Source organism: Mesorhizobium sp. M4B.F.Ca.ET.203.01.1.1, from assembly GCF_004791025.1.
Lineage (GTDB): Bacteria > Pseudomonadota > Alphaproteobacteria > Rhizobiales > Rhizobiaceae > Mesorhizobium > Mesorhizobium abyssinicae.
In genome coordinates, this window is sequence record NZ_SRUO01000003.1 from 54,652 (window position 1) to 79,744 (window position 25,093).

Here is a 25,093-nt window from a genome sequence, read left to right on the forward strand (position 1 = left end):
GCGATGAACTGGTCGATCTCCTTCGAACCGCTTCTGTCCTGGCCCTGGCTTGCCGCCGTGCTGGCGCCGCTGGCGTTGCTGGCGCTGGTCGGCCTGTGGTTCCGCCAGCGCGGCTCGGTGCTGCGCTTCACAGCCTTGCTGGCGCTCGGCGCCGCGCTGCTCAACCCGGTGTTCCTCGACGAGGAGCGCGACGCGTTGAAGAGCGTCGTCGCCGTCGTCGTCGATCGCAGCCAGAGCCAGGACATCGGCGAGCGTACCAGGCAGACCGACGAAGCGCTCGCCGGGCTGCAGCAGCGGCTTGCCCGCTTCAAGCAGTTCGACGTGCGCGTCATCGAGGCCGGCAAGTCCGATGCCGCCGAGGAACGCACCGACACCAGGCTGTTCAGCGCGCTGGAAGGCGCCTTCCGCGACGTGCCGCCGTCGCGCATCGGCGGCGCAATCATGATCACCGACGGCGAGGTGCACGACGCACCTGCCGGCGCGCCCGATTTCAATGCGCCGCTGCACGCGCTGATCACCGGCAACGACCACGAGAAGGACCGCCGCATCCGGTTCGAGAACGCGCCGCGCTTCGGCCTCGTCGGCAAGCCGCTCGATATGACCTACCGGGTCATCGCCACCGGCGATCAGGCCGGTCAGGTCGATGTCCGCGTCTCGATCAATGGCGAGCAGGTCTCGGTCGAGCGCGCCACGATCGGCCAGACGATGCCGCTGCAGGTCACCGTTCCCAACGCCGGCCGCAACATCATCGAGCTCGCCATCGATCACGAGCCGGGCGAGCTGACCGATGCCAACAACCGCGCCATCGCCCTGGTCGACGGCATCCGTGAGAATCTGCGCGTGCTGCTCGTCTCGGGCGAGCCGCATGCGGGCGAGCGCACCTGGCGCAACCTTTTGAAGTCAGACGCCTCGGTAGACCTCGTCCACTTCACCATTTTGCGGCCGCCGGAAAAGCAGGACGGCACGCCGATCAACGAGCTGTCGCTGATCGCCTTTCCGACGCGCGAATTGTTCGTCGAGAAGATCAAGGATTTCGACCTGATCATCTTCGACCGCTACCAGCACCGCGACGTGCTGCCGATCCTCTATTACGACTACATCTCCGAATATGTCGAAAAGGGCGGCGCGCTGCTGATCGCCGCCGGTCCCGAATATGCCGGCGAGAGCTCGATCGCCCGCACGCCGCTGATGTCGGCACTGCCGGCGATGCCGAGCGGCGAGGTCGTCGACAAGGCCTTTTACCCACGCCTCACCGACCTCGGCCAGCGCCATCCGGTGACGCGTGGCCTCGACGGCTCCAACACCGAACCGCCGCACTGGAGCCGCTGGTTCCGCACCATCGGTGTCAAGAACCCCGAAGGCGAAGTGGTGATGAAGGGCGCCGACAATTTGCCGCTGCTCCTGCTCGACCGCAAGGGCGAAGGCCGCGTCGGCATGCTCTTGTCCGATCAGGGCTGGCTGTGGGCGCGCGGCTTCGAAGGCGGCGGCCCGCATGTCCAGCTCTACCGCCGCATCGCCCACTGGCTGATGAAGGAGCCGGAGCTCGAGGAGGAGCGGCTGACTGCCGACGGACGCGGCATGGTGCTGGAGATCCGCCGCCAGACGATGAGCGACGACCCTGGTCCCGCGCAAGTCATCACGCCGTCCGGCAAGGCGCTGATCGTCAGGCTCGAGAAGTCCGAACCCGGCATCTTCCTCGGCAGCGTCGAGACCAAGGAGATCGGCCTCTACCAGGTCGGCAATGGCGACCTCACCGCGCTGGCCCATGTCGGCCCGATCAACGCGCCGGAGTTCACCGATGTCATCTCGACCGAAGACCGGCTGAAGGCGCCGGTCGAGGCGACCGGTGGCAGCGTGCGCCGGCTGGCCGCCACCTCCGCGCTCGGCGGCATCACCGACGGCGTGACGCTGCCTTCGGTCGTTCCGGTCCGCTCTTCCGGTGTGGCATCCGGCGCCGACTGGATCGGCCTGCGCACAACCGACGACAGCCTGCTCAAGGCCGTCTCGCGCGTGCCGCTGTTCGGCGGCTTCCTCGGCCTCGGCCTGCTGCTTCTGGCAATGGGCTCGATGTGGTACCGCGAAGGCCGGTAGCGCCTCCTTCCCTTCGCCCCGTTCACGGGGAGAAGGTGCCCGAAGGGCGGATGAGGGGCGGCGCCAACTGAAGTGATTGGCGATCGTCACGGATTATCCAGGGGAAACTCTTCTAGCGCCAGCGCCGCCCCTCATTGTCCTGCCGGACATTTCTCCCCGTATAGTGACGGGGAGAAAAAGGCTGTCGCGACCCTACTCCTCCGGTTCCGTGGTGAACAGCAGCGGATAACCCTTGGCCTTGCCGGCGTCCGTCGCCCGCGTCGCCTTGGTTTCTGCGATATCCTTGGTGAAGACGGCGACGACGCAGACGCCGCGCCGGTGCGCGGTGATCATCACCCGCTGCGCCTGGTCCTCGCTCAGCCTGAACTCGGCCTTCAGAACGGTCACCACGAATTCGCGCGGCGTGAAGTCGTCGTTGATCAGGATGACCTTGTAAAGTTTCGGCCGCTCGGTCTGCGGCTTCGTCCTGGTGCGTGGCTTGGTGACGGTTTCAGGCATCGGAACCCGGCGACGGCAAGGAAGGCTCACATTTTGTCATGCGCGACCGCGACCGTCCATTTCCGCCGACGGCGCGGCCGTTCACGAATCTATGTGGGATCTATCGTCTGCCGTTCAACGGCCGTGGCGGCCGGCGATGCGGTCGATGGGCGGCCCGTCCGCCCTGCGTTCCATCAAGGCCGTGAGCGCCCAGGCCGCGAAGGCGATCAGGGTCGTGGCCATCAGCACGATCAGCAGCCAGGTCTGCAGCGGGGTGATGTAGTCCCAGTTGGTTGAGATCCTGGGCGCGAACAGCGAAGGCTCGGTCCGTCCGCTGGCAGGGTCAGGCACGGGACTGGCGGTCAAAAGGATCAGCATCTTGGCCAGACCTGTGACGACCAGGCCGCCAAGCGCCATCGAACGCATAAGGGACGAAAACCGCTTCTTCATGCGGATTGTCCTACAGGATCGGCATTGCGACCGGGTTAAGGATCGCCGGCCGTGGGACCGGTTTCAGCGTGACCCGGTTGGCGCCTCAGTTCGGAGGTCGGCACCAGTCGAGCCAAGGCCGCCCCAGCCGATGTGCGGCTGAAGCGGCCTCGATTGCAAGAACAGGCTTGCGGATCAGGACTTCTTCGCCGGAGCCTTCTTGGCCTTCTTGACCGGGCACTTGTGCGTCTTGGTCACCTTGCAGACCTTCTTGGCGGCAACCTTCTTCGGAGCAGCCTTGGCCGGCGCGGCGGTCGCCGGAGCGGTCGTCGTCGAAGCAGCCGGAGCAGCGGTCGTGGTCGCGGCCGCATTGCCGAGAGCCGGCATCGAGAAAGCGAGAGCAATGCCGAGGCCGAGGGCGGAGAGGAGGGACTTTTTCATGGCTTCATTTCCTTTTCTTGTGCGGGTCGGGGTTTGAGCGTCACTGAACCGGGTCGATCGGTGTCACTCCAAGCAGCTTCAAAGCGTTCGCGAGCATCCGGATTCCCTGTGCCTGCTTCTTGTTGGCGCAGAACCGGTTTCCCTTTCTCTGAAGTGCCTTCGCCGCGGTGACCTGCGTTGCCGCGGCGTGGGTTTCGAGGGCTTCGTCAACCTGGCGGTTGAGATCGCTGCAGCGCTCGGCCCGGGTGATCGGCGTCACCTTTGCGTTGGAGGCCGCGACCGCTGCCGTGACGAGCGAAATGCTGAGCAACGCACCCATCAAGCTGATCGTGAACCTCTGCATTGGTCTTGTCCGTTACTCCGGAGACTAGCGTCGCAGCCGATGACCTGACCGCCACGACACCAGTTATGCCCTTGAAATTTTTCAGGAGTTTTTCCCGACTGTAGAATTTTGTTTCTGGATTGTTTCTGGTGAATCCAGCCTCGCGAAGCATCGTCGCCACTGGCCAAGATATGGCCGGAATTCTATCGTGTGGGTGATATCAGAACGACCACAGCCACCAGAATGACAGGGTTCCCGTGAAATCCGACGCACACATACTGATCGTCGACGACGACAAGGGCATACGCGACCTGCTTCAGGAGTTCTTCCAGAAGCGCGGGCTGCGCACCACGGTTGCCGCCGACGGCACCGAGATGGAGGCGATCCTGCGGCGCGCGCAGGTCGACCTCATCGTGCTTGACGTGATGCTGCCGGGAAAGAGCGGGCTGGAGCTCTGCCGCGAGCTCCGCGCCAACTACACCACCCCGATCATCATGCTGACGGCCGTCACCGAGACCACCGACCGGGTCGTCGGGCTGGAGATGGGCGCCGACGACTATGTGCCGAAACCCTTCGATCCGCGCGAGCTGCTGGCCCGCATCCGCGCCGTGCTGAGACGCAACGGCGCCGCCGAGCCGCGCCGGCCGGCCGCCAAGCAGATCTACCATTTCGCCGGCTGGACGATGGACTGCTCGCGCCGCCGGCTGACGGCGGCCGGCGATGTCAGGGTCGAGCTGACCATGGCCGAATTCAACCTCCTGCAGACCTTCGTCAAAAGCGCCCAGCGTGTGCTGACCCGCGACCAGCTGATCGAGCTGTCCGGCGGCGACACCGGCTACAGTTTCGACCGCAGCGTCGACATCCTGGTCAGCCGGCTGCGGCGCAAGATGGAGGACGACCCCAAGACGCCGAAGCTGATCCTCACCGTGCGCAGCGGCGGCTACCAGTTCTTGCCCGAGACGACCACCGAATGAGACGCTTCCTGCCGCAGACCCTGCCCGTCTGGGTGCTGCTCATCGTCATTGCCGGCCTGCTGATCAGCCAGGTCGCGACGCTCTACATCGTCTCGCGCGACCGCGCCGCCGCCAACGACGTGGTCGATCTCTACCGGCTGAACGACCGCGCCTTCTCGCTGGTGCAGCTGATGCATGATGCGACGCCGGAGGAGCGCAAGGCGACGGCGTCAGGCCTGTTCAACGCCACCTATGCGCTGACCGTTTCCGATACGCCCGCCGTCTCCTCCTCGATTGCCGGCGACGACGAGCTTGCCGAACTGGAGGACATCCTCGTTGGCCGTCTGTCGAAATTCGGCATCACCGACGCGCGCGTGCGGCGCGATCCTGCAACGCAGGAGGCCGATGCTCCCGGCGGCGTCATTCCCAACAAGGATGTCGGCCAGGTCGAGCGCGACCTCCTGGTGCTGGCGGCGGATTTCGCCCAGAGCGACAAGCTGACGGCCTCGCTGCGCTTTGCCGATGGCCAATGGCTGAACTTCACCGAGCCGATCACCCCGGTGGGGCCGATCCTGAGTTTCGACAGCCTGCCGCTTTATTCGCTGATCGCCGGGCTGGTGGTGGTGATGTCGATCTGGTCGTTGCGCCGGCTGACCGCGCCCTACCGGATGATGGAAACCGCCGTGAACCGGATCGGCAACGACCTGAAGTTCCCGCCGATCGCCGAGACCGGCAGCCGCGAGATCCGCGCCGCCGCCAAGGCGGTCAATGCCATGCAGGTCAGGCTGCGCGCCTATGTCGAGGACCGCGAGCACCTTGCGGCGGCCCTTGCCCACGATCTGCGCACGCCGCTGACCAGGATGCGGCTGCGCCTGGAATTGCTGCGCAAATCGCCGGCGCGCGAAGCGCTCGCCCATGACCTCGCCGACATCGAGAGCATCGCCAGCTCCGTCATCGACTTCGCCAAGTTCGAGGTGACCGAGGAAAAGGCCGAACGCATCGATTTCTGGTCGCTGGTGGAATCGATCGCCGACGGTTTCGAGGAGGTTTCGTTCGACCATGACGGCACCCGGCCGCGCGGCCTGATCTGCATCGCCCGGCCGGTGGCGCTGAAACGCTGCGTCACCAACCTTGTCCAAAACGCCGTGACCTATGGCAAGAAGGCGCATCTCAGCCTGGAGCGGTCAGAACACACGGTCACGCTGGCGATCCGCGACGAAGGTCCGGGCATCCCCCAGGCCCAGCTCGACGCGGTGTTCGGCTCGTTCGTCCGCATCGAGCAGTCGCGCAACCGCCAGACCGGCGGCCTTGGCCTTGGCCTGACCATTGCCCGCAACATCGCGCGCGCCGCCGGCGGCGAAATCAGCCTCTCCAACAACCCTGGCGGCGGCCTGCTGACGGAGCTGCGCCTGCCGCTGGCAGCTTGAGTCAGGAGGCGGAGGGCCGCTTGCCGTGGGGACTGGATCAGCCATGCCATCCTTGGGATAGTGCGGCCCGCTCCGGCTTGAGGAAAATCGCACCCATGTTCTACGCCATCCTGGCCTACCACGTCGAACAAACCGTCCAGTCCTGGACGCCCGAGGAGGATGCCGCGCTGATGGTCGACCTGCTCGAGGTCAACGACAGGCTGACCCGCGCAGGCAAGCTTGGGCCGGCGGCGAGGCTGGGCGAGACGGCGAAAGCCGTCACGCTGCGCGGCCCAGGCGACGGCATGGTGATCGACGGACCCTTTGCCGAGACCAAGGAACAGTTGCTGGGCCTCTATGTCCTCGACTGCGCCGACCAGGACGAGGCGATTGCCACGGCGCGCGACCTCAAGCGCGTCAATCCGAGCGCGGTCTACGAAATCCGGCCGATCATGCTTTACCTGCCCGGCGCGCCGCTGGCTGCCGGCAAGGGATGAGAAGCGCCTGCAGGGCAATTCAGGCAGTGCGCGTCGGCAAGGATCACCGCAGAGGACTGCGCCCGGCGATGCGGCCGCGGGCCGCGACATCGGCGGGAGCTTCATCGACGGGATAGCCGAAGTCCTTCAGGTCAGATATCGACAGTCCGGCCAGAGCCCTGCGCTGCATGGCATCCTGATACCAGCGCCGAAGCCCGGCGAAGGCGGTCGCGACATGGGCAGCGAGAGTGCCGGCAAAACGGGAGGTCGGCCGGAAGCTGCTGAGGCTGATGTAGGTCATTGCAATTCTCCCTCTTTCGAACTCACGAGGGCAATGTCCCACCGGCGCGCTTTGCCGATGTTCATGCAGGCGTGAAAACGCGGGGAAAAACCGCGAACAGCAGCGTTAAATCGTCGTTAAGTCGGCGACGGGACGTGATATTCTATCTGAGGCTGTTTCTCGGGGGTCGGGGTGCATATCCGATTGCTTGGCGACATCGAGGTTGCCTCCGCAGGCGGGCAACCTTTGCATTTCGCGACGCGCAAGACGGCGTTGCTCTTTGCCGCGCTCGTTTTGGCTGGCCCCAAGGGCCTTCGCCGCGAGAGGGTGGCGGCGATGCTGTGGGCTGGCAGCGGCGAGCAGCAGGCGCGAAACAGCCTGCGCCAGGCCCTGGTCGACATCAGGCGGCTGTTTCCGTCCACAGGCGACGAGACCATTCGCATCGAAGGCAATGCCGACACCATCTGGCTGGCGGCGAATGCCGATGAAGCCGACATCTGGATTTTTGACCAGAAGTGCCAGGCCGATGATGGTGCAAGCCTCGCGGCAGCGGCCGACTTCTACCGGGGCGACCTGCTCGACGGGCTGGCATTCCCACACGAGATCGACGAATGGCTTGCGCCGTTTCGGGCGACCTACACTCGCAAGGCGCTGGACCTGGTCGAGCGACTGAGCCTCTTGCCGGAATTGGGTTCGCACCAGGAACAGGCGTGTGAAAGACTGGCCGAGCGGCTGGTGGCTCTCGACCCATGCGCCGAGCAGGCCCACCGCGCCCTGATCCGGATCTTCCGAAGCCGCGGCAAGACCAACGATGCCTTCCGCCAGTTCCTGGCCTGCAAGGAAGCCCTGAAGCGCGAGCTCGGAGTCGAGCCCGAAGAGGCGACGCGGGCACTGCTCGAACGCATCGAAGCGCCGGGGCATCTGACGGAACCGATGGCCGAGGGCGGACCGCCTGAGGTCGAACCGTCCCGCCCGGAAGCGAAGGCGGAGCCGCCGCGCCCTGCCGTTTCAGTGCCGGAAAAGCCGTCGATTGCTGTTCTGCCGTTCCAGAATATGAGCGGCGACGCCGAGCAGGAATATTTCACCGACGGCGTCGTCGAGGAGATCACGACGGCGCTGTCGCATGTGAACTGGCTGTTCGTGATCGCGCGGAATTCCGCCTTTGCCTACAAGGGCCAGGCGGTCGACGTCACGCGCGTGGCACGGGAACTCGGTGTGCGCTACGTGCTGGAGGGCAGCGTCCGCAGGGCCGGCAGCCGGCTGCGCGTGGCGGGCCAGCTCATCGAAGCGACGGCGGGGGTGACTCTCTGGGCTGATCGCTTCGAAGGCGACATCGCGGAGGTGTTCGAACTGCAGGACCTCGTCGCATCCAGCGTCATCGGCGCGATTTCGCCCAGGCTCGAGCAGGCCGAGATAGCGCGCGCCAAACGCAAGCCCACCGAGAGTCTCGACGCCTACGACCACTATCTGCGCGGCATGGCGAGCCTTTACCGCTGGACGAGGGAGGGGCTGGAAGAGGCACTGCCGCAGTTCTACAAGGCTATCCAGCTCGACCCCGATTTTGCCGCCGCGCAAGGCGCTGCCGCCTGGTGCTATTTCTGGCGGATGGCGAATGGCTGGATGACAGACCGGCAGAAGGAGACCACCGAGGTCTCGCGGCTGGTCGGCAACGTCGCCATCGCCGGCCACGACGACGCGGTGGCGCTGGCCTTCAGTGGTCTGGCGCTGGGCTATGTCATGGGCGACTACGAGGCCGGTTCGGCACTGGCCGACCGCGCGCTCGTGCTGAATCCGAACTGCGCCGCCGCCTGGAGCGCCAGCGGCTGCCTCAAGGCCTGCCACGACGACCCGGACATCGCCATCGAGCACCTGTCGCGGGCAAGGCGGCTAAGCCCGCTCGATCCGCTGACCTTTTTCATGCAGTCATTCACCGCTTTCGCGCATTTCGTGGCCGGCCGCCACGATGATGCGTGGCCAATTGCCGAGGCGGCTTCCCGCGCGCAGCCATACTATCTCACCGGCCTGCGCGTCGCGGCCGCCAGCAATGCAATGGCCGGCAGGTTGGATGCCGCGAGCAAGCATATCGCGCGCTCGCTGCGGCTCGATCCCGAACTGACGCTTTCCAACCTCAAATACAGGGTGGGGCTGATCAAGCCGGACTATTTCGCCAGATATGTCGAAGCGCTGCGGCTGGCCGGCTTGCCCGAATGAGTGCTCCTTTCAATCCGGCGACCTGCCTCAGCCGCTAAACCACCATCGCGAGCTCCGGCAGCGCCGCGTCCGCAACCGTCAGGAATCGCGTCAGCAGCGCGGCGCATTTTTGCGCATGGGTCGCAATGAGGAAGTGGCCGGCGCCGTCGACGACCGCGCGACGCGCATTCGGCAAAGCCCGTGCCAGCACGTCGGTCATGGCCACCATCGCCGGATTGGCGAACTCGCCCCTGACGAGGAGAACCGGAATGTCCGGGCGGCGGTAGTCCTCGACCCCAGCCTCGAACCCGAAGTCCGTCAGCCAGTCGATCGCATTGGTCGCCGCAGTCTTGCGGCAGTAGTCGCGGACGGCCTCGGGCATCGCCGCAAATGTTCCCGGACTGCCCCAGAAGTCGATGATCATGGCCGCCGCATCGGCTTCGCCGGCATCGACGGCGGCGCTAAATTCGCGGCTGAGTTCCAGAACTTCTTGATGGATATTCCGCCTCGGCGGCCGAGCAAGGAGGGCCAGCGGATTTGCCTCGAACAGCGTCAGGCTCGCCACCTCGACGGAGTTTGCCAGGGCAGCGGCAAGGGCGACCGTACCGCCGAAGGAATGCCCGACCAGATGCACGGGTTCGCCGGCGCGGCGTGCCGCATGCTCGATGATGCGAAGCTCGTGCCGCATGCCGAAATCATCGCGCCTGCGGGTCTCCGCCGTCGCCCCGTAGCCGCAGAGACTGGTGCCGATCATGCGATAGCCGGGCGCAAGCCATTTCTGCATCGGCCGCCAGGCCGCATGGGTGCTGAACGACCCCGGAACGAACAGCACCGGCGGCCCCGAGCCTTCTTCCACATAGTCTATCAAGGGCATGTTTGCTCTCCCGCCGGCGACATCCGCGCCGCAAGTTCCGCGCCGATACGCAAGGTTTCCGCGACCAGCAGTTCGAGGTCCTCGCGTCGCGTCCGGTGGTTGGTGATCGCCACTCTCAGGCAGTGCTGCCCATGCACCGTAGTGTCGGAGAGGGCGGCGATGCCCTCTTCCTGCAGCCGCAGCATGATCTCGGTGTTGAGCGCCTTCAGCTGCTCGCCGGACAGGCCGCCTCCCCGATGGCGGAAACAGACGATGTTGATGGTGACAGGCGCCGTCAGTTCGAGCGCCGGCTCGGCCGCGATGAGGCCGGCCAGATAGCGGCCTTGGGCGATGTTCTGGTCGATCAGGCGGCCGAACTTCTCGACGCCATGCTCCTTCAGCGCCATCCACACCTTGAGCGCGCGAAAGCCGCGTGACGTCTGCAGGCCGTAGTCATGCAGCCATTGCCCGGAGGCGAGGCCGCGCGGCGCCGATTCCAGATATTCCGGCGTGACCGCGAAAGTGCCGCGGTGCGCCACGGCATCGCGAACCAGCGCGCAACCGGCCTCGAATGGCGCATGCAGCCATTTGTGCGGATCGAGCGCGATCGAATGCGCCTGCTCGATCCCGGCGACCAGCGATGCGTTCCCCGGCGCGATCGCGATCAAAGCGCCGATGCAGCCATCGACATGGAACCAGAGGTCCTCTTCCGCCGCCAGCACCGCCAACGCCCGCAGATCGTCGATCGCGCCGGTGTTGACGGTGCCGGCCGTGCCGATGACGCAGGCCGGCTTGAAGCCGGCGGCGCGATCCTCGGATATCGCCGCACGCAGCGCCGCGAGATCGATGCGCAGCCCGGCATCCGTCGGGATGCGGCGCAGCGCGTGATTGCCGAGGCCGAGTGCTTCCATCGCCTTGCGATGGCAGGAATGGACCTGGTCCGAGGCGTAGAAGCGCAGCGGCATCGGAATGGCGGCAACGCCATGCTCGCGCACGTCGATGCCGGCCTTGATGTTGCGCGCCACGGTGAGCCCGATGATGTTGGCCATCGAGCCGCCGCTGACAAGCGTGCCGCTGGCCGAGGCCGGAAAGCCCACCATCTCCTTGCACCAGTCGACCACCTGGCTGTCCATCAGCCCGGCGGCATGGTTGCCGCCGCCGAGATTGGAGCCCTGGATCGCCGCCAGGAAATCGCCGAGCGCGCCGGTGAAGTTGCTGGACCCCATGTACCAGGCCCAGAACCGCGGATGGATGTTGCCCATCGGATAGGCCATGACGTTGCGGGCGACATCGCCATAGACGTCGGCAAGCGGCGATGGCGTGCGCGGCAAGGGCGCCGTGAAGAAGGTCCGCACCTCGGCCGGCATCTCCTGCCATACCGGGCGCTCGCGGACATCACGCAGATAGCCCATGGCATCGTCCATGATGCGGTGCGAAAGGGCCTTCACATCGGCCCAGTCCGGCGGATCGAGAGTCTCGTCCGCGGCCATGCTTGTTGACGCTTCCCCCAAACTGTCCATTTGCCCCTCTCTCACATCTTGTGGCGCCGCCATCGAGGGCGGCGGCGCCACGAGTCTGTCGTCAGGCGTCGAACTGGCAGCTTGGCGTCGAACGCGAGAGCGCCATCTCCTCGGCATCCATCTCGGTCTCGATGCCGTCGAACAGCGGCGTCGACATATAGCGCTCGCCGGTGTCGGGCAGCATGCACAGGATCACCGAGCCGGCGGCAGCAGTGCCCGCGATCTGGCGCGCCACGGCAAAGGTGGCGCCTCCGGAAATGCCGGTGAAGATGCCCTCCTGCTGCGCCAGCGCCTTCGCCCATTTGATGCCTTCCGGACCGGGGATCGGCACCACCTGGTCATAGAAGCGCTTGTCGATCGCTTCCTGCAGCACATTCGGGATGAAGTCCGGCGTCCAGCCCTGGATCGGATGCGGCTCAAAGGCCGGATGGCTGGCATCCGGCGCCCCGCCGGCGCCGCGCTGCTGCGCCTTGCCGCTGCCGACCAGCTGGGCGTTGGCAGGCTCGGCGAGCACTATTTTGACATCCGGCCGCTCCCGGCGGAGCACCCGGCCGACGCCGGTCACCGTGCCGCCGGTGCCGTAGCCGGTCACCAGATAGTCGAGCCGCGAGCCCGCGAAGTCGTTGATGATCTCGCGCGCCGTGGTCGCCTCGTGGATGGCGGCGTTGGCTTCGGTCTCGAACTGGCGGGCGAGGAACCAGCCATTGGCCTCGGCCAGCTCGGCCGCCTTCTTGTACATGCCAAAGCCCTTCTGGGCGCGCGGCGTCAGCACCACCTTGGCGCCCAGCATGCGCATCAGCTTGCGGCGTTCGACGGAAAAGCTGTCGGCCATCGTCACCACCAGCGGGTAGCCCTTTTGCGCGCAGACCATGGCGAGCCCGATGCCGGTGTTGCCGCTGGTCGCCTCGACCACGGTCTGGCCCGGCTTCAGCGCGCCGCTGCGCTCGCCTTCCTCGATGATGTTGAGCGCCAGCCGGTCCTTGACCGATGCGGCCGGATTGAAGAATTCGGCCTTCGCATAGATCGTCGCATGGCCCGGGCCGAGATTGTTGATGCGGATGACCGGCGTATCGCCGACCGTGTCGAGAATGCTGTCGAACAACCGGCCGCGCCCGGCCGTGGTTCTGATCTTCAACTGCTGCAACATGTCTGGTCTCCTCTTGGTCCTCACGATCCGGTTACAAACCGGAGGGCTTGGCGGCGAGGTTTCGAGACCTTGCCGCGTTAGGTTGCTCGACGTGCCTTCATTTCGGCAACGGCTGCATCCGGCCGGAATGTCCGCTGCCGGTGCGCCTTGTCGGGTTTGGTGATAGAACATGGAGCAACTGGTCAGCGTGGGAGCGAGCGTGGAAACGCACGTGGAATCCGCCCGAGCGAGCCTGGAAAGCACTGCCGCCGGCCTTTCCGTGCGGCTGCTCGGACAGCTGGCTATTTCGCGCGACGACATGTCAGTGGCGCTGCCGGCGTCGCGCAAGCTGCGTGCATTGCTTGCCTATCTGGCGCTTGCGCCGCACCCGGTCGGACGCAGCCGCCTGTGCGAGCTCTTGTGGGATGTGCCGAACGATCCGCGCGGCGAGCTACGCTGGTGCCTCAGCAAGCTGCGCGGCGCGCTCGACGAGCCGGGCCGGCGCCGGATCGAGACCGAAGGCGACACCGTCGCGCTTCGTCTTGCCGGACTTGGCATCGATGCCGTGGAAGCCGCTGCCGCGGTCGCCGAAGGCATCGAGAGCCTCGGCCTCGAGCGGCTGAGGACGCTTTCCCACCTTTTCACCGGCGATTTCCTCGACGGGCTGGAACTCGACCGCAGCCCGCATTTCAACAGCTGGCTGACGGCGCAGCGCCGTCGTTTCAGGTCATGCCATGTCGCCATACTGGAGCACCTGATCGGGCTGCTTCCGGCCGAATCCGACGAGGCAGGCGCCTATATCGACAAATGGCTGGAACTCGCCCCTTTCGACAGCCGCGCGCATCTTGCGCTGCTGGAAAACAATGCGCGGCGTGGCCAGATCGGCGCGTGCGAGGAGCATCTGGCTGCCGCCGCGCGGCTATTCGAGTCGGAGGAGCTGGATTTCGCCCCCCTGCGCGAGGCATGGCAAGAAATAAGATCCCGTCAGTCCAGCGCGACGCCACCCGTGCGATCCGTGCCGGCGTTTGCAGTGCCCCAGGCACCGGTCGCTCCGGCCGAGCCCGAGACATCGGCGACACGCCGCGCCTCGCTCGCAGTCATGCCGTTCGTCGAGCGCGCCGGCACCGCGGATTTTCGTGGTGGGCTGGCCGACGGCTTGACCCATGACATCATCACCCGCCTGGCCAAGCTCAGGGATTTCTTCGTCATCGCCCGCGGCTCGGTTTTCGCGCTGGCGGAGAAGGACATCTCGCCCGAGGATGCCGGGCGCAGGCTGAATGTCGACTACGTCGCGACCGGCTCCGTCCGCAGCCTGTCGGGCAGGGTCATCGTCGCCGTCGAACTGGTCGAAGTGCGGACCGCACGCATTGTCTGGGCCGAGACGTTCGAGCACCGGCCGGACGATATCTTTGTCGTGCTGGACGATATCGGCAACAGCATCGTGTCCTCCATCGCGGCGGAGGTCACCACTGTCGAGCGCAACCGCGCGATGCTGAAGGCGCCCAATTCGCTCAACGCCTGGGAGGCCTACCATCGCGGCCTCTGGCACATGTACCGCTTCACCCGGACCGAAAACGAGCTGGCCCACCAGTTCTTCGACATGGCGCTGAAGCAGGACCCGACCTTCGCCCGCGCCTATGCCGGCCTCTCCTTCACCCACTGGCAGAACGCCTTCCAGCGCTGGGGCGACCGCGACCACGAAGCTGCGCTTGCCTTCGAAACCGCCGGACAAAGTCTTCTGGTCGACGAACACAATCCGGCGGCGCATTGGGCCATGGGCCGGGCGCTGTGGCTGCGCGGCGAGCGCGACGGCTCGCTGCTCGAGCTGGAACGGGCCGTTGATCTCAGCCCGAATTTCGCGCTCGGCCACTACGCGCTGTCCTTTGTGCACTCCCAGTCGGGTGATCCGCGCTCAGCGATCGGCTCGTCCGATCATTCGCGCCATCTCAGCCCCTTCGACCCGCTGCTGTTCGGCATGATGGGCGCCCGCGCCATGGCCCATGCCCGCCTTGGAGAGTTCGCCGAGGCCTCGGAATGGGCGCTGAAGGCGGCGGCCCGCCCCAACGCCCACATCATCATCCTGGCGATCGCCGCGCATTGCCTGGCGCTGGCCGGTCGGCAGGACGAGGCGCGCACTTTCGCCGCCGCCATCCGCAAGACCCTGCCGGACTATCGTGCCGACGACTTCATCGCCACCTTCCGTTTCGACCGGGACGCCGAAGCCATGTTCCGGCACGGCGCCAGGCGCATCGGCCTGAATTGATATTCTGAAATCCGGCCCGCGCGGCGCCGCCACGGCCTACCGCAAAAGCGGCCCGCCCGCCTTCCGCCACGCGTCGATGCCGCCCTGGATATGGCGGGCGTTGGCGATGCCGACGTCCTGTGCCGCCTGCACCGCCATCGCCGAGCGTTCGCCGAAGGCGCAGTAGAACAAAAGCTGCTTGCTGGTCGATCGAGCCAACTCATTGAGCATGCCGCCGGCGGCGATGTTCTCCTGCAGCCTGGGATAGGGCAGATGGATGGCGCCCGGGATGACGCCATGCCGCTCCCGCTCGGCGCTCTCGCGCAGATCGATCAAAGCCACGTCCGGCCTGCCGACAATCGCCAGCGCCTCGTCCGCCGTGACAGACCAGCCGCGCCCGGCGATCTCGTCCTGATGCAGCCCGACCTTCATGTTGGCCGGCACGGCGACGTCCATCATCTTCGGGTTGGCGAGCTTGAGGTTGTTCATGATCTCGACATACTCGTCCACCGACTTCACCTGCAGGCGCGGGTTGAAGGCTTTCTCCTCTGCGATGGTCGAGACCGTCTCGCCCTTGTAGTCATGCGCCGGGAAGATCAGCGTCTCGTCGGGAAGCTTGAGCAGGCGGCCGAAGATCGATTCGTACTGCTGGCGCGGATCGCCGTTCTGGAAGTCGGTGCGGCCGGTGCCGCGGATGAGCAGCGTGTCACCGGTGAACACCCGGTCCGGCAGGATGAAGCTGTAGGAATCGTCGGTATGCCCGGGCGTGTAGATGACATCGAGCGCCAGCCCCTCGATGGCCAGCTTGTCGCCGTCGGCGAGCCGCATCGACACCACGTCGGCCTTGGTCTGCTCGCCCATCACCGTGACGCAATGCGTCCGGTCGCGCAGCGCGCCGAGGCCGGTGATGTGGTCGGCATGCAGATGCGTGTCCACCGCCTTGACCAGCTTGAGGTCGAGCTCGTTGACGAGCTGCAGATAGCGCTCGACCTTCTCCAGCACCGGATCGATGATCAGCGCCTCGCCGCCCCGGCGACTGGCCAGCAGGTAGGAGTAGGTCCCCGATACGGAATCGAAGAGCTGTCGGAAAATCATCCCTGCACCTCCCGTCCGCGGCGCGATCCGCCGCCGCAGGGATCATACTAGGGCACGGTGGCGGTGCCTGCCAGCCGTACCAAGGTGCGGCCTCGCACCTTGGGTCGCGCCTGCAATCTCGTACCCGCGGCTATCGCCGCAGCACGGCGCTCAGCACGTCGCGGATGCCGATCGCGCCGACGAAGCGCGACTGCTCGTCGAACAGCGCCACCGGCGCCGTTTGCGAGCGGTGCATGGCCAGCATCACCGTCTTCAGCGACGTGCCAGGTGTCGCCCAGAAGACCTGCGACGTCTCCTCCGGCTGCCGCTCGACATCGGCACAGGAGACCCACACCGCAGGCTTGCCGTCGCGCTCGGCGGCCGACACCAGCCCGTGATCGTCGATCTTGAAGCGCGTCGTCTTGCGCCGGTCGAGCCACACCCAGCCGTCCTCGCCGTGGTCGAGGTCGCGGCGGTCGCGCATGACGTTCCAGGCGGTCAGCACCGACAGCGGATTCACGTTGGCGATGAAGTCGCGGACATAGTCGTTGGCAGGCCTGAGCACGATGTCTTCCGGCGCGCCGGTCTGCACGATGCGCCCGCCTTCCATGATGGTGATGTGGCTGCCGATCTTCAGCGCCTCCTCGAGGTCGTGGCTGACGAAGATGATGGTCTTCTTCAGCTCCGCCTGCAGCTGCAGCAACTCGTCCTGCAGCTTGGTGCGGATCAGCGGATCGAGCGCCGAGAACGGCTCGTCCATCAACAGGATCGGCGCCTCGGTGGCGAAGGCCCGCGCCAGGCCGACGCGCTGCTGCATGCCGCCGGAGAGCTCATGCGCGTATTTCTTCGACCACTGGTCGAGATGGACGAGCTCGAGCTGCTTCTTCACGCGCGCCTTGCGTTCGGCTTCCGGCACGCCGGCAAGCTCGAGGCCGAAGCCGACATTCTCTTCCACCGTGCGCCAGGGCAAGAGACCGAATTGCTGGAACACCATCGCCACTTGCTTCTGGCGCAGGCGCCTGAGCGTCGCCTCGTCGCAGGTGACGACATCGACCGTGCGGTCGCCGTCCTTGACCAGGACCTGGCCGCGCGAGACCACGTTGAGCCGGTTGACGGCTCTGAGCAGGGTCGACTTGCCGGAGCCCGACAGGCCCATCAGCACGGAAATCTCGCCCTCGTGCACGGTCAGGCTGGCGCCTGCGCAGCCCAGCACGTTGCCGGTCTTCTCGAGGATCTCCGCGCGGCTCGCGCCGCTGTCGATCAACGCCAACGAACCGGCCTGATCGGCGCCGAAGACGATATCGACATCCTTGAAATCAACGGCGACGGTCATTTCTTGCCTCCAACGCCGATACGCGTCATCCGGTCGAGCACGATGGCCAGCACGACGATGGCGAGGCCGGCTTCAAGCCCGAGATCGATGCGGCGCGAGCCGAGCGCGCGGTTGATTTCCGTGCCGAGGCCGCCGGCGCCGATCAGCGCGGCGAACACCACCATCGACAGCGACAGCATGATCGACTGCGTCAGTCCCGCCATGATGGTGGGCAGCGCCGAGGGCAGCTCGACCTTCCACAGAAGCTGGCTCTTGGTGGCGCCGAACGCCTCGCCGGCCTCGATGATCGCCTTTGGCACCGAGACGACGCCGAGATGGGTGAGCCGCACCGCGGTCGGGATGACGAAGATGATTGTGACGATGAGGCCAGGCGCATTGCCGAGGCCGAACAGGGTCAGCACCGGGATCAGGTAAACGAAGGTCGGCAGCGTCTGCATCAGGTCCAGCACCGGCAGCATGATGCGATAGACCTTCGGCTTGTGCGCCGCCCAGATGCCGAGCGGCACGCCGATGGCCATCGCCATGGCGGCGGCCGCAACCACCAGCACCAGCGTCTGCACCGTCTGCTTCCACAGGTTCTGGTTGATGATGAAGATGAGGCCGATGAAGACGGCGATGGCCAGCGGCCGCGAGCGCTGCAGGAACCAGGCGATGACGGCGATGACCAGTGCCAGCAGCACCGGAGGCACCACCAGCAAGATGTCGACCAGACCGTCGAGCAGGAAATTGAGGCCGTTGGAGAAGGCCCTGAAGATGGTGTCGAAATTGTCGGTGAGAAAGCCGAAGAAGGCCTTCCCCCACGGTCCTATGGGGATCTTGTAGGCGACCAGGAATTTCGAAATCGGATCCATCTTGCCCCTCTCTGGCTGCGCCGTCCTTGCCGGACAGTCATCTTGTCACAGGATATGAAAAAGGGCAGCCTTTTCCATGGTGGCTGCCCTTGCTCCGGTCATGCCGGATTCATGGTCGGCTCAGCCTCCGAGCGCGGTCTTGACTGCCGCGGCGGCATCGCCGCCGTCGAAGGTGGTGACGCCGGCGATCCAGGGCGCGACGGCGTCCGGATGCTTCTTCAGCCAGTCGGTCGCGACCGTGTTGGCATCGCCGCCCTTGAGGATGGCGTCCATCATCTCGCCTTCCATGTCCAGGTTGAACTTCAGGTTGGCGATGAACTTGCCGGCATTCGGGCATTCGGTGGTGTAGCCCTTGCGCACGTTGGTGAAGACGGTGGCGGCGCCGAAGCCGCTGTCGCCCATACCGTCGAGATAGGTGATCTTCATGGCGCCCATCACCGGATGCGGCGTCCAGCCGAGGAAGGCGATCCACTCATTGCTCTTCATCGACTGCTCGGCCTGCGTCAGCATGCCGGCCTCCGAGGATTCGACCAATTCGAAGCCTTCGAGATTGTCCTTCGGGTTCTTGATCATGTCGAGGATGATGCGGTTGCCGTCATTGCCGGCCTCGATGCCATAGATCTTGCCGTTGAACTTGTCCTTGAACTTGCCGAGGTCGGTCAGCGTCTTGACGCCGGCGTCCGCCACATAGGTCGGCACGACGATGCCGTAGCCGGCACCGGTCAGGTTGGTGCTGATCGTCTCGACCGAGCCGTCGGCGGTGTAGTCCTTGATGTCGTTGGTCATCGACGGCATCCAGTTGCCTAGGAAGACGTCGAGGTCCTTGTTCTTCAGCGAGGCCATGGTGACCGGGACCGACAGCTGGATCACCTGCGGCTCGTAGCCGAGCGCGGTGAGCAGCACCGAGGCGACGCCGGTCGTGGCCTGGATGTCGGTCCAGCCGACATCGGAGAGGCGCACCGCCTTGCAGCTTTCGGGGTCGCCGGCGAAAGCAGCGCTGGTGGACAGGAAAGCCGCCAGGCCGAGCCCGGCGACGAAGGAATTCATGCGCGACATAGATATTCTCCCATTGCGATTCTTTTTGGCGCGGCGAAGTTACGGTTTGTGTCCCCGCCTTGTTTCGTCAGCCAAACACCATTCTGGAGCGGTTTCAAGCACTAAGACAATCACGATCAACGGCGCGCACTGGCCGATCAGCGACACGGCTGCCGCTTTTTTGATGGCCGGCAGCTTTTTCAGGGGAATGCGCCGACGCCCCCTCCCCGCCTCGCCGCAACTCGGCATAAGGTGTGCCGAGATTCAGGTCAGGGTCCGTGAGCACCGGAAGCGCAGGAAGCCGCCGTTTGCAGGCCGGCATCACCTGAAACTCGACACACCTCAAGGGCGGCATGGCCAAGCTTTACTTCAACTACGCGACGATGAATGCCGGCAAGACGACGATGCTGCTGCAGGCGTCCTACAACTATCGTGAGCGCGGCATGACCACGATGCTGTTCGTCGCCGGCCATTACCGCAAGGGCGACAGCGGGCAGATCTCGTCGCGCATTGGCCTCGAGGCAGAGGCCGAGATGTTCCGCGACGGCGATGACCTCTACGCCCGGGTCGCCGAGCACCACGAGCACACCACGGTGCATTGCATTTTCGTCGACGAGGCGCAGTTCCTCGAGGAGGACCAGGTCTGGCAACTGGCGCGGATCGCCGACCGGCTGAACATACCGGTCATGTGCTACGGCCTGCGCACCGATTTCCAGGGCAAGCTGTTTTCCGGCTCGCGCGCCCTGCTGGCGATTGCCGACGATCTGCGCGAGGTGCGCACCATCTGCCGCTGCGGTCGCAAGGCGACGATGGTCGTGCGGCTGGGACCCGACGGCAAGGTGGCGAGGCAGGGCGAGCAGGTGGCGATCGGCAAGGACGTCTATGTCTCGCTTTGCCGCCGCCACTGGGAAGAGGAGATGGGTCGCGCCGCGCCTGACGATTTCATCGGCTTCACCAAGGCCTGACCGGAAGCGGGTCGCCATTTGCGCCATCGCGAGGCGCGCCGCCCGGATGAGCGCTCCTTCCGCAATCCCGCCATCATGTGCGGCGTTTGTTAAGGCATGGGCCCTATCCAGGTGCCCTCAGCCAGGAGTCCCGCCATGCTTCGAGCCATTTCGTCCGCCGCTATCCTTCTGCTCGCCCCCATCGCTGCCGCCCATGCCGATGGCGACGCGGCCCTTGGCAAGAAGGTCTTCAACCGGTGCATGGCCTGCCATGAGGCGACGACCGATCACGACAAGGTCGGACCGCACCTTCTGGGCGTCGTCGGCCGCACCGCCGGCAAGGCCCAGAATTTCAACTATTCGCAGGCCATGAAGGACGCCGGCGCCGCCGGCCTGGTCTGGGACGAGGCGAACCTGTCCTTGTACCTGCGCGCGCCCAAGCTGAAGGTCCCCGGCAACAAAATGGCCTTCAGCGGACTGACGAACGACGCCGACATCGCCAATGTCATTGCCTATCTCAAGGCCGACCCCAAGCCCTGAGCTGCCGCGGCTGCGATTTGCCCGGCAGGCGCCGGTTCACCGGCAATTGTTTGCCGAATATCCAGACGATGCGCCGGCGGGAAGCGAAATGCATCGCCCGCGGCCCGGCGGCGCGACAGTCGAATTGCAAAAGAAATGCGCCGGCGGACGGCTAGTCAGGCCATGCGCATGGTTCGTTTGTCTTTCAAGGGAGAAACGAAACCTTTTGTTTTCGCAGCACCTCTTGTCTTGCGTCTTTCAATCCCCGGATGCTCCACATATATTCGCGCCGACACGAAACCGATGCCGATGCGGGAGGCCCCTATGGCGACATTGCAGAATTTCGATGCCGAAATTGCCAAGACCAAGCAGGTCGTCCAGGACATGCGCTCGAAGATCGAGCAGTCCGGCACCGTGCTCGACACGCTCGCCCGGGCCGACAAGAAGATCGGCGATGCCAATTTCGACATCGAGAACGCCCGCATCGAGGATGTGCTGAAACAGCAGAAGATCATGGAAGGCAACATCGCCGACCTGATCATCGGCCTCGAAGACGCGACCAACGTCTTCGGCGCCGAATTCGAGAGCATGAAGAACTACACCGGCTGGGAAAACTTCGTCGGCGTCTTCTCGGCGCAGCGCAAGCAGCGCATGCGCACCGATCGCGTGCGCAACATGTCGCTGGCCGGCAACCTGCAGGAGCTGCTGGCTAAGTCCGATACCATCGTCGGCATCCTGAAAGCGCAGAAGGAAGTGCTCGACCAGCGCTACAAGACCTCGGAAAGCAGCCTGTCGCAGGTCATCGAGCGCCGCAAGACGACGATGTCCAACCTCGAGGCGGTGCAGAAGCGCATCGAGGAGCTCAACCCGATGCTGCTCGACATCGAGAACAAGATCGCCGCCTCGACCAGCCAGAAGGAGCGCACGCAGCTCGAGGGCGAGCGCTCGAAAATGGCCACGGAATACAACGAGAAGCAGGCCAAGGAGCAGGAATTGCTGGCCGAGAGCCAGACGCTCGAGCGCTACACCTCGATGTTCCAGACCTTCGTCGATTCGCTCAACAACCAGATCGCCGCGCAGTCGACGCTGATCAACAAGCTGACCATCGACACCGAGCAGCGCATCGTCCTGTACAAGGCGCTGGAGGATTCGCTGAAGACCGCCGCGCAGCAGGATGTCGCTCACAAGATCAACACGCTGGGCAGCCAGGTCGACAACACCGCGGAGGAGACCATGGCCGGCATCGGCGCCGCCTCGCAGAAGCACATCGGCGACCTGCTCGAAATGCACGAGAAGAACATGGTGGCCTCGGCCGACATCCAGCGCCGCAAGAAGCTGGCCGACGATGCCTTCGCCCGCCGCTTCGACGAGGTGATGAAGAAGCACAATTCCGCCAACTACGTGCAGCAGTGATTGGCGGCTGGCGTTCGTCTCCAAGGCAGACCCATGACTCCCGAAAATGAAGCGGCGGCGCGCTATTTTTCCGCCATCACGGCGGCGCTGAGCGGGCTGGAAGTGTTCATGCGCGACGATCGCTCGCCGCTCTACCGGCACGGCATCGTCGCCAAGATCGTCGCCGAATACATTGCGCGGCTGGACAAGTCGTTTTCCTGCTGGCGCAACCGCCTCGGCTTCATGGAGACGTTCCGCATCTCGCGCGCCGACAGCGGCTATCCGGTGTTCCAGAACCTGCTAGAACTGGAGAACGACCGTCGTCAGGCGGAGAGCCGGCTGGCCAACATCCCGCAGGCCGGCGAGCTGCGCGAGGAGATGGCCGACTTCATCCTGCGCCACAAGGAGTTTCCCGAGGCGCTGCAGAAGTCGATGGCCGAGCGGCTCTACCTGGAGGACGTCAGGAGCGAGCAGACCTTCGGCCCGTTCACGCTGGCGCAGACGGCGAAAGTCTCGGTCAATCCGAAGACCTTTCGACCCTATTACCTTGTGCACTGGGCCTGCTTCGACGGCAGCGCCAACCTGCCGCTGATCTATATGGTGACGGTCGAGGACTCTTCCGAAAGCATGGTGCGCCAGCTCGTCGACAGCAACGGCAAGCTCAATGAGAGGGTCGACATCCCGCTGCCGGTCGACGGCCTGCTCAACCCCGAGCTTGCCCATCGCTTCGACGATTTCACCGAGAAGAATTCCGCCTACACGCTGTCCCCGGCAACGATCGCGGTCAATCTCGACAAGGATTTCGAGCCGCTGCACCCAAAGCAGCTCCGCCGCGTCGTGCTCGGCCCCTTCTATTCGGCGGGCATCACCGACAACAATTCGACAGTGACCGAGGTTCTGGCCAAGGTGCGCAAGCCGGAAAACGCATGGCTGCTCACCTGGACCATCCAGGAGGTCTTTTCCAAATCCGAGAAACCCGGCCGCAAGGGCCTGTTTTCGAGCGAGAAGACGACGCAGGAATTCTTCATCAACACCGACGATCTGGAGGCCGCGCGCCAGGGCGTGTCGAGCTACGAGAACCATGCGCTGATCCCGCACGAGGCCTATCAGGCGCTCTATGCCGCCGGCGAGGCGCAGAAGATCTTTTCCGGCTACAAGGTCCACATCCTGTCCAATGGACAGGTCATCTCAGACGTCTGACCGTCACACCACGGAGCACCCTTCATGGACACCGGCCTGACCACGATTTCGGAAGCCGCGATCGAAAAGCACCGCGCCACGGCGCAGAGTTTCATCACCCGCATTGCCGTGCTGGAGGATCCGGCGCGCGAATCCGGCACGGCGCTAGCCGGCACCAATCGCCGCTTCGTCTCGACCGTCTCGGTCGGTTCGGTGCGCCGTACGCGCGAGGTCGAGCTGTCGAAGACGGTCGCCGCCGTCCATCCCGACGACCAGCTGCTGACCATTCCGCAGCACACGCTCCTGTACCGCGCCCGACGCGGCCTGGCGATCGCGCTCGCCATTTCCGATGTCTTCGCCGAGGGCTCCGACCTGGAAAGCCTGCAGGCCAAAAACGCCCGCGCGCCGCTCGAGGGCGACGAGGCGGCGACCTTCAAGAAGCTTCTGTCGGCCTCGGCCTACATCTCCGCCTTCAGCCTCGCCTCGTACCTCTTCCAGCTGATCGACAGCGACGGCGAGGCGCCCAACGACATCGCCGAGCCCGACTTCCTGTTCGACACCCAGCAGGACGCGGTGAAGTCGATCATTGCCGGCCTCGACAAGGCGATTGCCGGATCGAAGGACGATGCGGACCTGATGACGCGCGCGCGCGCCTTTGCCCGCGTCGCCATCGACGGGCTGCTGGCGCGAAAAGGCCGCTTCGACGGCATCGGGCCATTCGAGAATGCCCATATCCGCATCGATGTCGACGATTTCACCCTCGACGGCTTCGACGTCGCGCCCGGCAAGCGCTCGAAGCCGCTGGTGATGACCTTCAAGAAGCCGGAAGAGGTCGTCGGCAACCACATCGCCAAATACCAGTCGGTGAAGCTCGCCAAGATGCTGATGGCCTATGATTTCGAGCGCGAGCTGAACCCGTTCGTCGAGCTTGGCGGCTTCCTGTTCACCTTCATCGGCGATGGCGCGCCGGGCACCGGCAAGACGACGCTGATCCAGATGATCGCCGGCCTCGTCAACGACTACTGCCAGGTCGCCGGCTATCCCTTCGCCTACGAGAATTTCGGCGTCGACCAGATCTCGTCCTACCAGGGCAAGTCCGGCCAGAACTGCCGCCAGTTCATCAACAACGTGCTCAATCCGCGCGTCATCGGCTTCGGCACCATCGACGACATCGACCAGGTGGCGGCACGGCGCTCCGACGATCGCGCCTCGGCCGGCCAGCAGGAGATCACCGGCGTCCTGATGGACGCCTTTGCCGGCGCCGGCACGGTGGTGCGCGGCAACTGCGCCTTCGGCATGTTTTCAAACTATCCCGAGAATGTCGACGACGCGCTGCGCCAGCGCGCCGGCGCCCGCTGGCTGGTCGACGGGCCGCAGACCCGCGACGACTATATCGACATCTTCGTCCTGCTCGCCGGCAAGAACCACAAGATCCCGCTCGGCGACCACAAGCTCTATGCCGCTCAGGAAATCCAGCGCGCCGTGGCGGAAGCCTACGAGGAGCATGAAAAGCCGCAGGAAGACGGGCTGATCAAGGTCTACGAGCGCTATATGAAGGACAACGGCGCGCCCAAGTCGATGACCGATATCGGCACCTACCTGCACATGATCAAGGATGCCGAGCCGCGCTTCACCGGCCGCGCCATCAAGAACGTCACCGACGCCATCAAGATGCGCGCCATGGACATCGAGCTGCCCGACGAGTGGTTCGAGAAGCCGGAAGCCTTCATGCACAAGAGCTACGACGACAAGAAGGCGATGATCGAGGAACTGCGCGGACCGTTCTCGATGGACATGGTCATGCAGGAGATCAACCGCTACGCCGACTCGGAATTCCGCTATTCCGACAAGTCCGACGACGCCGCCGTGACCAAGATGATCCGCGACACCAGGCTGCGCGACCGCGCCGTGCGCGAAATCGAGGAGATGAAGAAGAAGGGGCTATGGAATGCATGATCTT

Annotated in this window: 23 protein-coding genes; 11 read left to right on the top strand and 12 right to left on the bottom strand. The window is 65.0% G+C overall.

The window, feature by feature from the left end; genetic code table 11:
• Positions 1–3: 3 nt before the first annotated feature.
• Positions 4–2,091 (top strand): hypothetical protein, encoded by a 2,088-nt coding sequence (locus tag EN846_RS07070; RefSeq protein ID WP_128346310.1) that lies wholly within the window; start codon positions 4–6, stop codon positions 2,089–2,091.
• 192 nt (positions 2,092–2,283) lie between these two features.
• Here the strand turns inward: EN846_RS07070 and clpS are convergent, their stop codons facing one another.
• From clpS to EN846_RS07090, 4 genes are all read right to left on the bottom strand, one after another.
• Entirely contained in the window at positions 2,284–2,589 is a 306-nt protein-coding gene (gene clpS, locus EN846_RS07075) for an ATP-dependent Clp protease adapter ClpS (RefSeq protein WP_127285669.1), read from the bottom strand.
• A gap of 114 nt (positions 2,590–2,703) precedes the next feature.
• A complete protein-coding gene (locus EN846_RS07080) occupies positions 2,704–3,018 on the bottom strand; it encodes a hypothetical protein (protein WP_127393695.1) in 315 nt (104 codons plus the stop codon).
• A gap of 174 nt (positions 3,019–3,192) precedes the next feature.
• Complete coding sequence (locus EN846_RS07085) at positions 3,193–3,438, bottom strand: hypothetical protein (protein WP_127285667.1); 246 nt, start codon at positions 3,436–3,438, stop codon at positions 3,193–3,195.
• A gap of 40 nt (positions 3,439–3,478) precedes the next feature.
• The gene (locus EN846_RS07090) at positions 3,479–3,781 is read right to left on the bottom strand and encodes a hypothetical protein (protein ID WP_127285666.1); all 303 of its coding nucleotides are present in this window, start codon (positions 3,779–3,781) and stop codon (positions 3,479–3,481) included.
• 236 nt (positions 3,782–4,017) lie between these two features.
• On the opposite strand from EN846_RS07090, the gene EN846_RS07095 reads away from it, so the two are divergent.
• From EN846_RS07095 to EN846_RS07105, 3 genes are all read left to right on the top strand, one after another.
• Positions 4,018–4,734 carry a response regulator transcription factor gene (locus EN846_RS07095; protein ID WP_127393696.1) on the top strand — a complete coding sequence of 239 codons (717 nt, stop codon included), beginning with the start codon at positions 4,018–4,020 and terminating at the stop codon, positions 4,732–4,734.
• Entirely contained in the window at positions 4,731–6,140 is a 1,410-nt protein-coding gene (locus tag EN846_RS07100) for an ATP-binding protein (protein ID WP_127393697.1), read from the top strand. The genes EN846_RS07095 and EN846_RS07100 overlap by 4 nt, the downstream gene beginning before the upstream one ends.
• Positions 6,141–6,235: 95 nt before the next feature.
• A complete protein-coding gene (locus EN846_RS07105) occupies positions 6,236–6,616 on the top strand; it encodes a YciI family protein (RefSeq protein ID WP_127285663.1) in 381 nt (126 codons plus the stop codon).
• A 43-nt stretch (positions 6,617–6,659) separates the two neighbouring features.
• On the opposite strand, the gene EN846_RS07110 is transcribed toward EN846_RS07105, so the two are convergent.
• A complete protein-coding gene (locus tag EN846_RS07110; RefSeq protein ID WP_127285662.1) occupies positions 6,660–6,896 on the bottom strand; it encodes a hypothetical protein in 237 nt (78 codons plus the stop codon).
• A 225-nt stretch (positions 6,897–7,121) separates the two neighbouring features.
• Here EN846_RS07110 and EN846_RS07115 point away from each other — a divergent pair, with 225 nt between their 5' ends.
• A complete protein-coding gene (locus tag EN846_RS07115; RefSeq protein WP_245493354.1) occupies positions 7,122–9,086 on the top strand; it encodes a BTAD domain-containing putative transcriptional regulator in 1,965 nt (654 codons plus the stop codon).
• A 34-nt stretch (positions 9,087–9,120) separates the two neighbouring features.
• Here the strand turns inward: EN846_RS07115 and EN846_RS07120 are convergent, their stop codons facing one another.
• The 3 genes from EN846_RS07120 to EN846_RS07130 form a co-directional block, all read right to left on the bottom strand.
• The gene (locus tag EN846_RS07120; protein WP_127393127.1) at positions 9,121–9,939 is read right to left on the bottom strand and encodes an alpha/beta hydrolase; all 819 of its coding nucleotides are present in this window, start codon (positions 9,937–9,939) and stop codon (positions 9,121–9,123) included.
• Positions 9,930–11,438, bottom strand: a complete 1,509-nt coding sequence (locus EN846_RS07125) for an aspartate aminotransferase family protein (protein ID WP_127393126.1) — start codon at positions 11,436–11,438, stop codon at positions 9,930–9,932. Before EN846_RS07125 ends, EN846_RS07120 begins: the two co-directional genes overlap by 10 nt.
• Before the next feature lie 61 nt (positions 11,439–11,499).
• Positions 11,500–12,585 carry a pyridoxal-phosphate dependent enzyme gene (locus tag EN846_RS07130; protein WP_128346308.1) on the bottom strand — a complete coding sequence of 362 codons (1,086 nt, stop codon included), beginning with the start codon at positions 12,583–12,585 and terminating at the stop codon, positions 11,500–11,502.
• A gap of 169 nt (positions 12,586–12,754) precedes the next feature.
• Here EN846_RS07130 and EN846_RS07135 point away from each other — a divergent pair, with 169 nt between their 5' ends.
• Entirely contained in the window at positions 12,755–14,827 is a 2,073-nt protein-coding gene (locus tag EN846_RS07135) for a transcriptional regulator (protein WP_245493353.1), read from the top strand.
• A 36-nt stretch (positions 14,828–14,863) separates the two neighbouring features.
• Here EN846_RS07135 and EN846_RS07140 read toward each other — a convergent pair whose 3' ends face one another.
• From EN846_RS07140 to EN846_RS07155, 4 genes are all read right to left on the bottom strand, one after another.
• The gene (locus EN846_RS07140) at positions 14,864–15,901 is read right to left on the bottom strand and encodes an MBL fold metallo-hydrolase (protein WP_127286314.1); all 1,038 of its coding nucleotides are present in this window, start codon (positions 15,899–15,901) and stop codon (positions 14,864–14,866) included.
• A 130-nt stretch (positions 15,902–16,031) separates the two neighbouring features.
• Complete coding sequence (gene choV, locus EN846_RS07145) at positions 16,032–17,213, bottom strand: choline ABC transporter ATP-binding protein (protein ID WP_127286315.1); 1,182 nt, start codon at positions 17,211–17,213, stop codon at positions 16,032–16,034.
• A complete protein-coding gene (gene choW / locus EN846_RS07150; protein WP_127392669.1) occupies positions 17,210–18,064 on the bottom strand; it encodes a choline ABC transporter permease subunit in 855 nt (284 codons plus the stop codon). Before choW ends, choV begins: the two co-directional genes overlap by 4 nt.
• 120 nt (positions 18,065–18,184) lie before the next feature.
• On the bottom strand, positions 18,185–19,120 hold the full coding sequence (locus tag EN846_RS07155) for a choline ABC transporter substrate-binding protein (protein ID WP_127286369.1): 936 nt from the start codon (positions 19,118–19,120) through the stop codon (positions 18,185–18,187).
• Between the two features lie 332 nt (positions 19,121–19,452).
• Between EN846_RS07155 and EN846_RS07165 the strand changes: the two genes are divergently transcribed.
• From EN846_RS07165 to EN846_RS07185, 5 genes are all read left to right on the top strand, one after another.
• On the top strand, positions 19,453–20,064 hold the full coding sequence (locus tag EN846_RS07165; protein ID WP_127286367.1) for a thymidine kinase: 612 nt from the start codon (positions 19,453–19,455) through the stop codon (positions 20,062–20,064).
• A 135-nt stretch (positions 20,065–20,199) separates the two neighbouring features.
• Positions 20,200–20,583, top strand: a complete 384-nt coding sequence (locus tag EN846_RS07170; RefSeq protein ID WP_127286366.1) for a cytochrome c family protein — start codon at positions 20,200–20,202, stop codon at positions 20,581–20,583.
• Positions 20,584–20,886: 303 nt separating this feature from the next.
• Positions 20,887–21,975: a hypothetical protein gene (locus tag EN846_RS07175; RefSeq protein ID WP_127392670.1), complete on the top strand. Its 1,089-nt coding sequence runs from the start codon at positions 20,887–20,889 to the stop codon at positions 21,973–21,975.
• Between the two features lie 33 nt (positions 21,976–22,008).
• A complete protein-coding gene (locus EN846_RS07180; RefSeq protein ID WP_127286364.1) occupies positions 22,009–23,154 on the top strand; it encodes a hypothetical protein in 1,146 nt (381 codons plus the stop codon).
• A 24-nt stretch (positions 23,155–23,178) separates the two neighbouring features.
• Positions 23,179–25,089: an ATP-binding protein gene (locus EN846_RS07185; RefSeq protein ID WP_127392671.1), complete on the top strand. Its 1,911-nt coding sequence runs from the start codon at positions 23,179–23,181 to the stop codon at positions 25,087–25,089.
• Positions 25,090–25,093: the final 4 nt, after the last annotated feature.

Coding starts and splice junctions, on each gene's coding strand:
- EN846_RS07165 (WP_127286367.1), top strand. CDS start 19,453: ATGGCCAAGCTTTACTTCAACTACGCGACGATGAATGCCGGCAAGACG.
- EN846_RS07180 (WP_127286364.1), top strand. CDS start 22,009: ATGACTCCCGAAAATGAAGCGGCGGCGCGCTATTTTTCCGCCATCACG.
- EN846_RS07090 (WP_127285666.1), bottom strand. CDS start 3,781: ATGCAGAGGTTCACGATCAGCTTGATGGGTGCGTTGCTCAGCATTTCG.
- EN846_RS07170 (WP_127286366.1), top strand. CDS start 20,200: ATGCTTCGAGCCATTTCGTCCGCCGCTATCCTTCTGCTCGCCCCCATC.
- EN846_RS07155 (WP_127286369.1), bottom strand. CDS start 19,120: ATGTCGCGCATGAATTCCTTCGTCGCCGGGCTCGGCCTGGCGGCTTTC.
- EN846_RS07110 (WP_127285662.1), bottom strand. CDS start 6,896: ATGACCTACATCAGCCTCAGCAGCTTCCGGCCGACCTCCCGTTTTGCC.
- EN846_RS07135 (WP_245493353.1), top strand. CDS start 12,755: ATGGAGCAACTGGTCAGCGTGGGAGCGAGCGTGGAAACGCACGTGGAA.
- EN846_RS07080 (WP_127393695.1), bottom strand. CDS start 3,018: ATGAAGAAGCGGTTTTCGTCCCTTATGCGTTCGATGGCGCTTGGCGGC.
- EN846_RS07120 (WP_127393127.1), bottom strand. CDS start 9,939: ATGCCCTTGATAGACTATGTGGAAGAAGGCTCGGGGCCGCCGGTGCTG.
- EN846_RS07130 (WP_128346308.1), bottom strand. CDS start 12,585: ATGTTGCAGCAGTTGAAGATCAGAACCACGGCCGGGCGCGGCCGGTTG.
- EN846_RS07125 (WP_127393126.1), bottom strand. CDS start 11,438: ATGGACAGTTTGGGGGAAGCGTCAACAAGCATGGCCGCGGACGAGACT.
- clpS (WP_127285669.1), bottom strand. CDS start 2,589: ATGCCTGAAACCGTCACCAAGCCACGCACCAGGACGAAGCCGCAGACC.
- EN846_RS07185 (WP_127392671.1), top strand. CDS start 23,179: ATGGACACCGGCCTGACCACGATTTCGGAAGCCGCGATCGAAAAGCAC.
- EN846_RS07100 (WP_127393697.1), top strand. CDS start 4,731: ATGAGACGCTTCCTGCCGCAGACCCTGCCCGTCTGGGTGCTGCTCATC.
- choV (WP_127286315.1), bottom strand. CDS start 17,213: ATGACCGTCGCCGTTGATTTCAAGGATGTCGATATCGTCTTCGGCGCC.
- EN846_RS07085 (WP_127285667.1), bottom strand. CDS start 3,438: ATGAAAAAGTCCCTCCTCTCCGCCCTCGGCCTCGGCATTGCTCTCGCT.
- choW (WP_127392669.1), bottom strand. CDS start 18,064: ATGGATCCGATTTCGAAATTCCTGGTCGCCTACAAGATCCCCATAGGA.
- EN846_RS07175 (WP_127392670.1), top strand. CDS start 20,887: ATGGCGACATTGCAGAATTTCGATGCCGAAATTGCCAAGACCAAGCAG.
- EN846_RS07105 (WP_127285663.1), top strand. CDS start 6,236: ATGTTCTACGCCATCCTGGCCTACCACGTCGAACAAACCGTCCAGTCC.
- EN846_RS07070 (WP_128346310.1), top strand. CDS start 4: ATGAACTGGTCGATCTCCTTCGAACCGCTTCTGTCCTGGCCCTGGCTT.
- EN846_RS07140 (WP_127286314.1), bottom strand. CDS start 15,901: ATGATTTTCCGACAGCTCTTCGATTCCGTATCGGGGACCTACTCCTAC.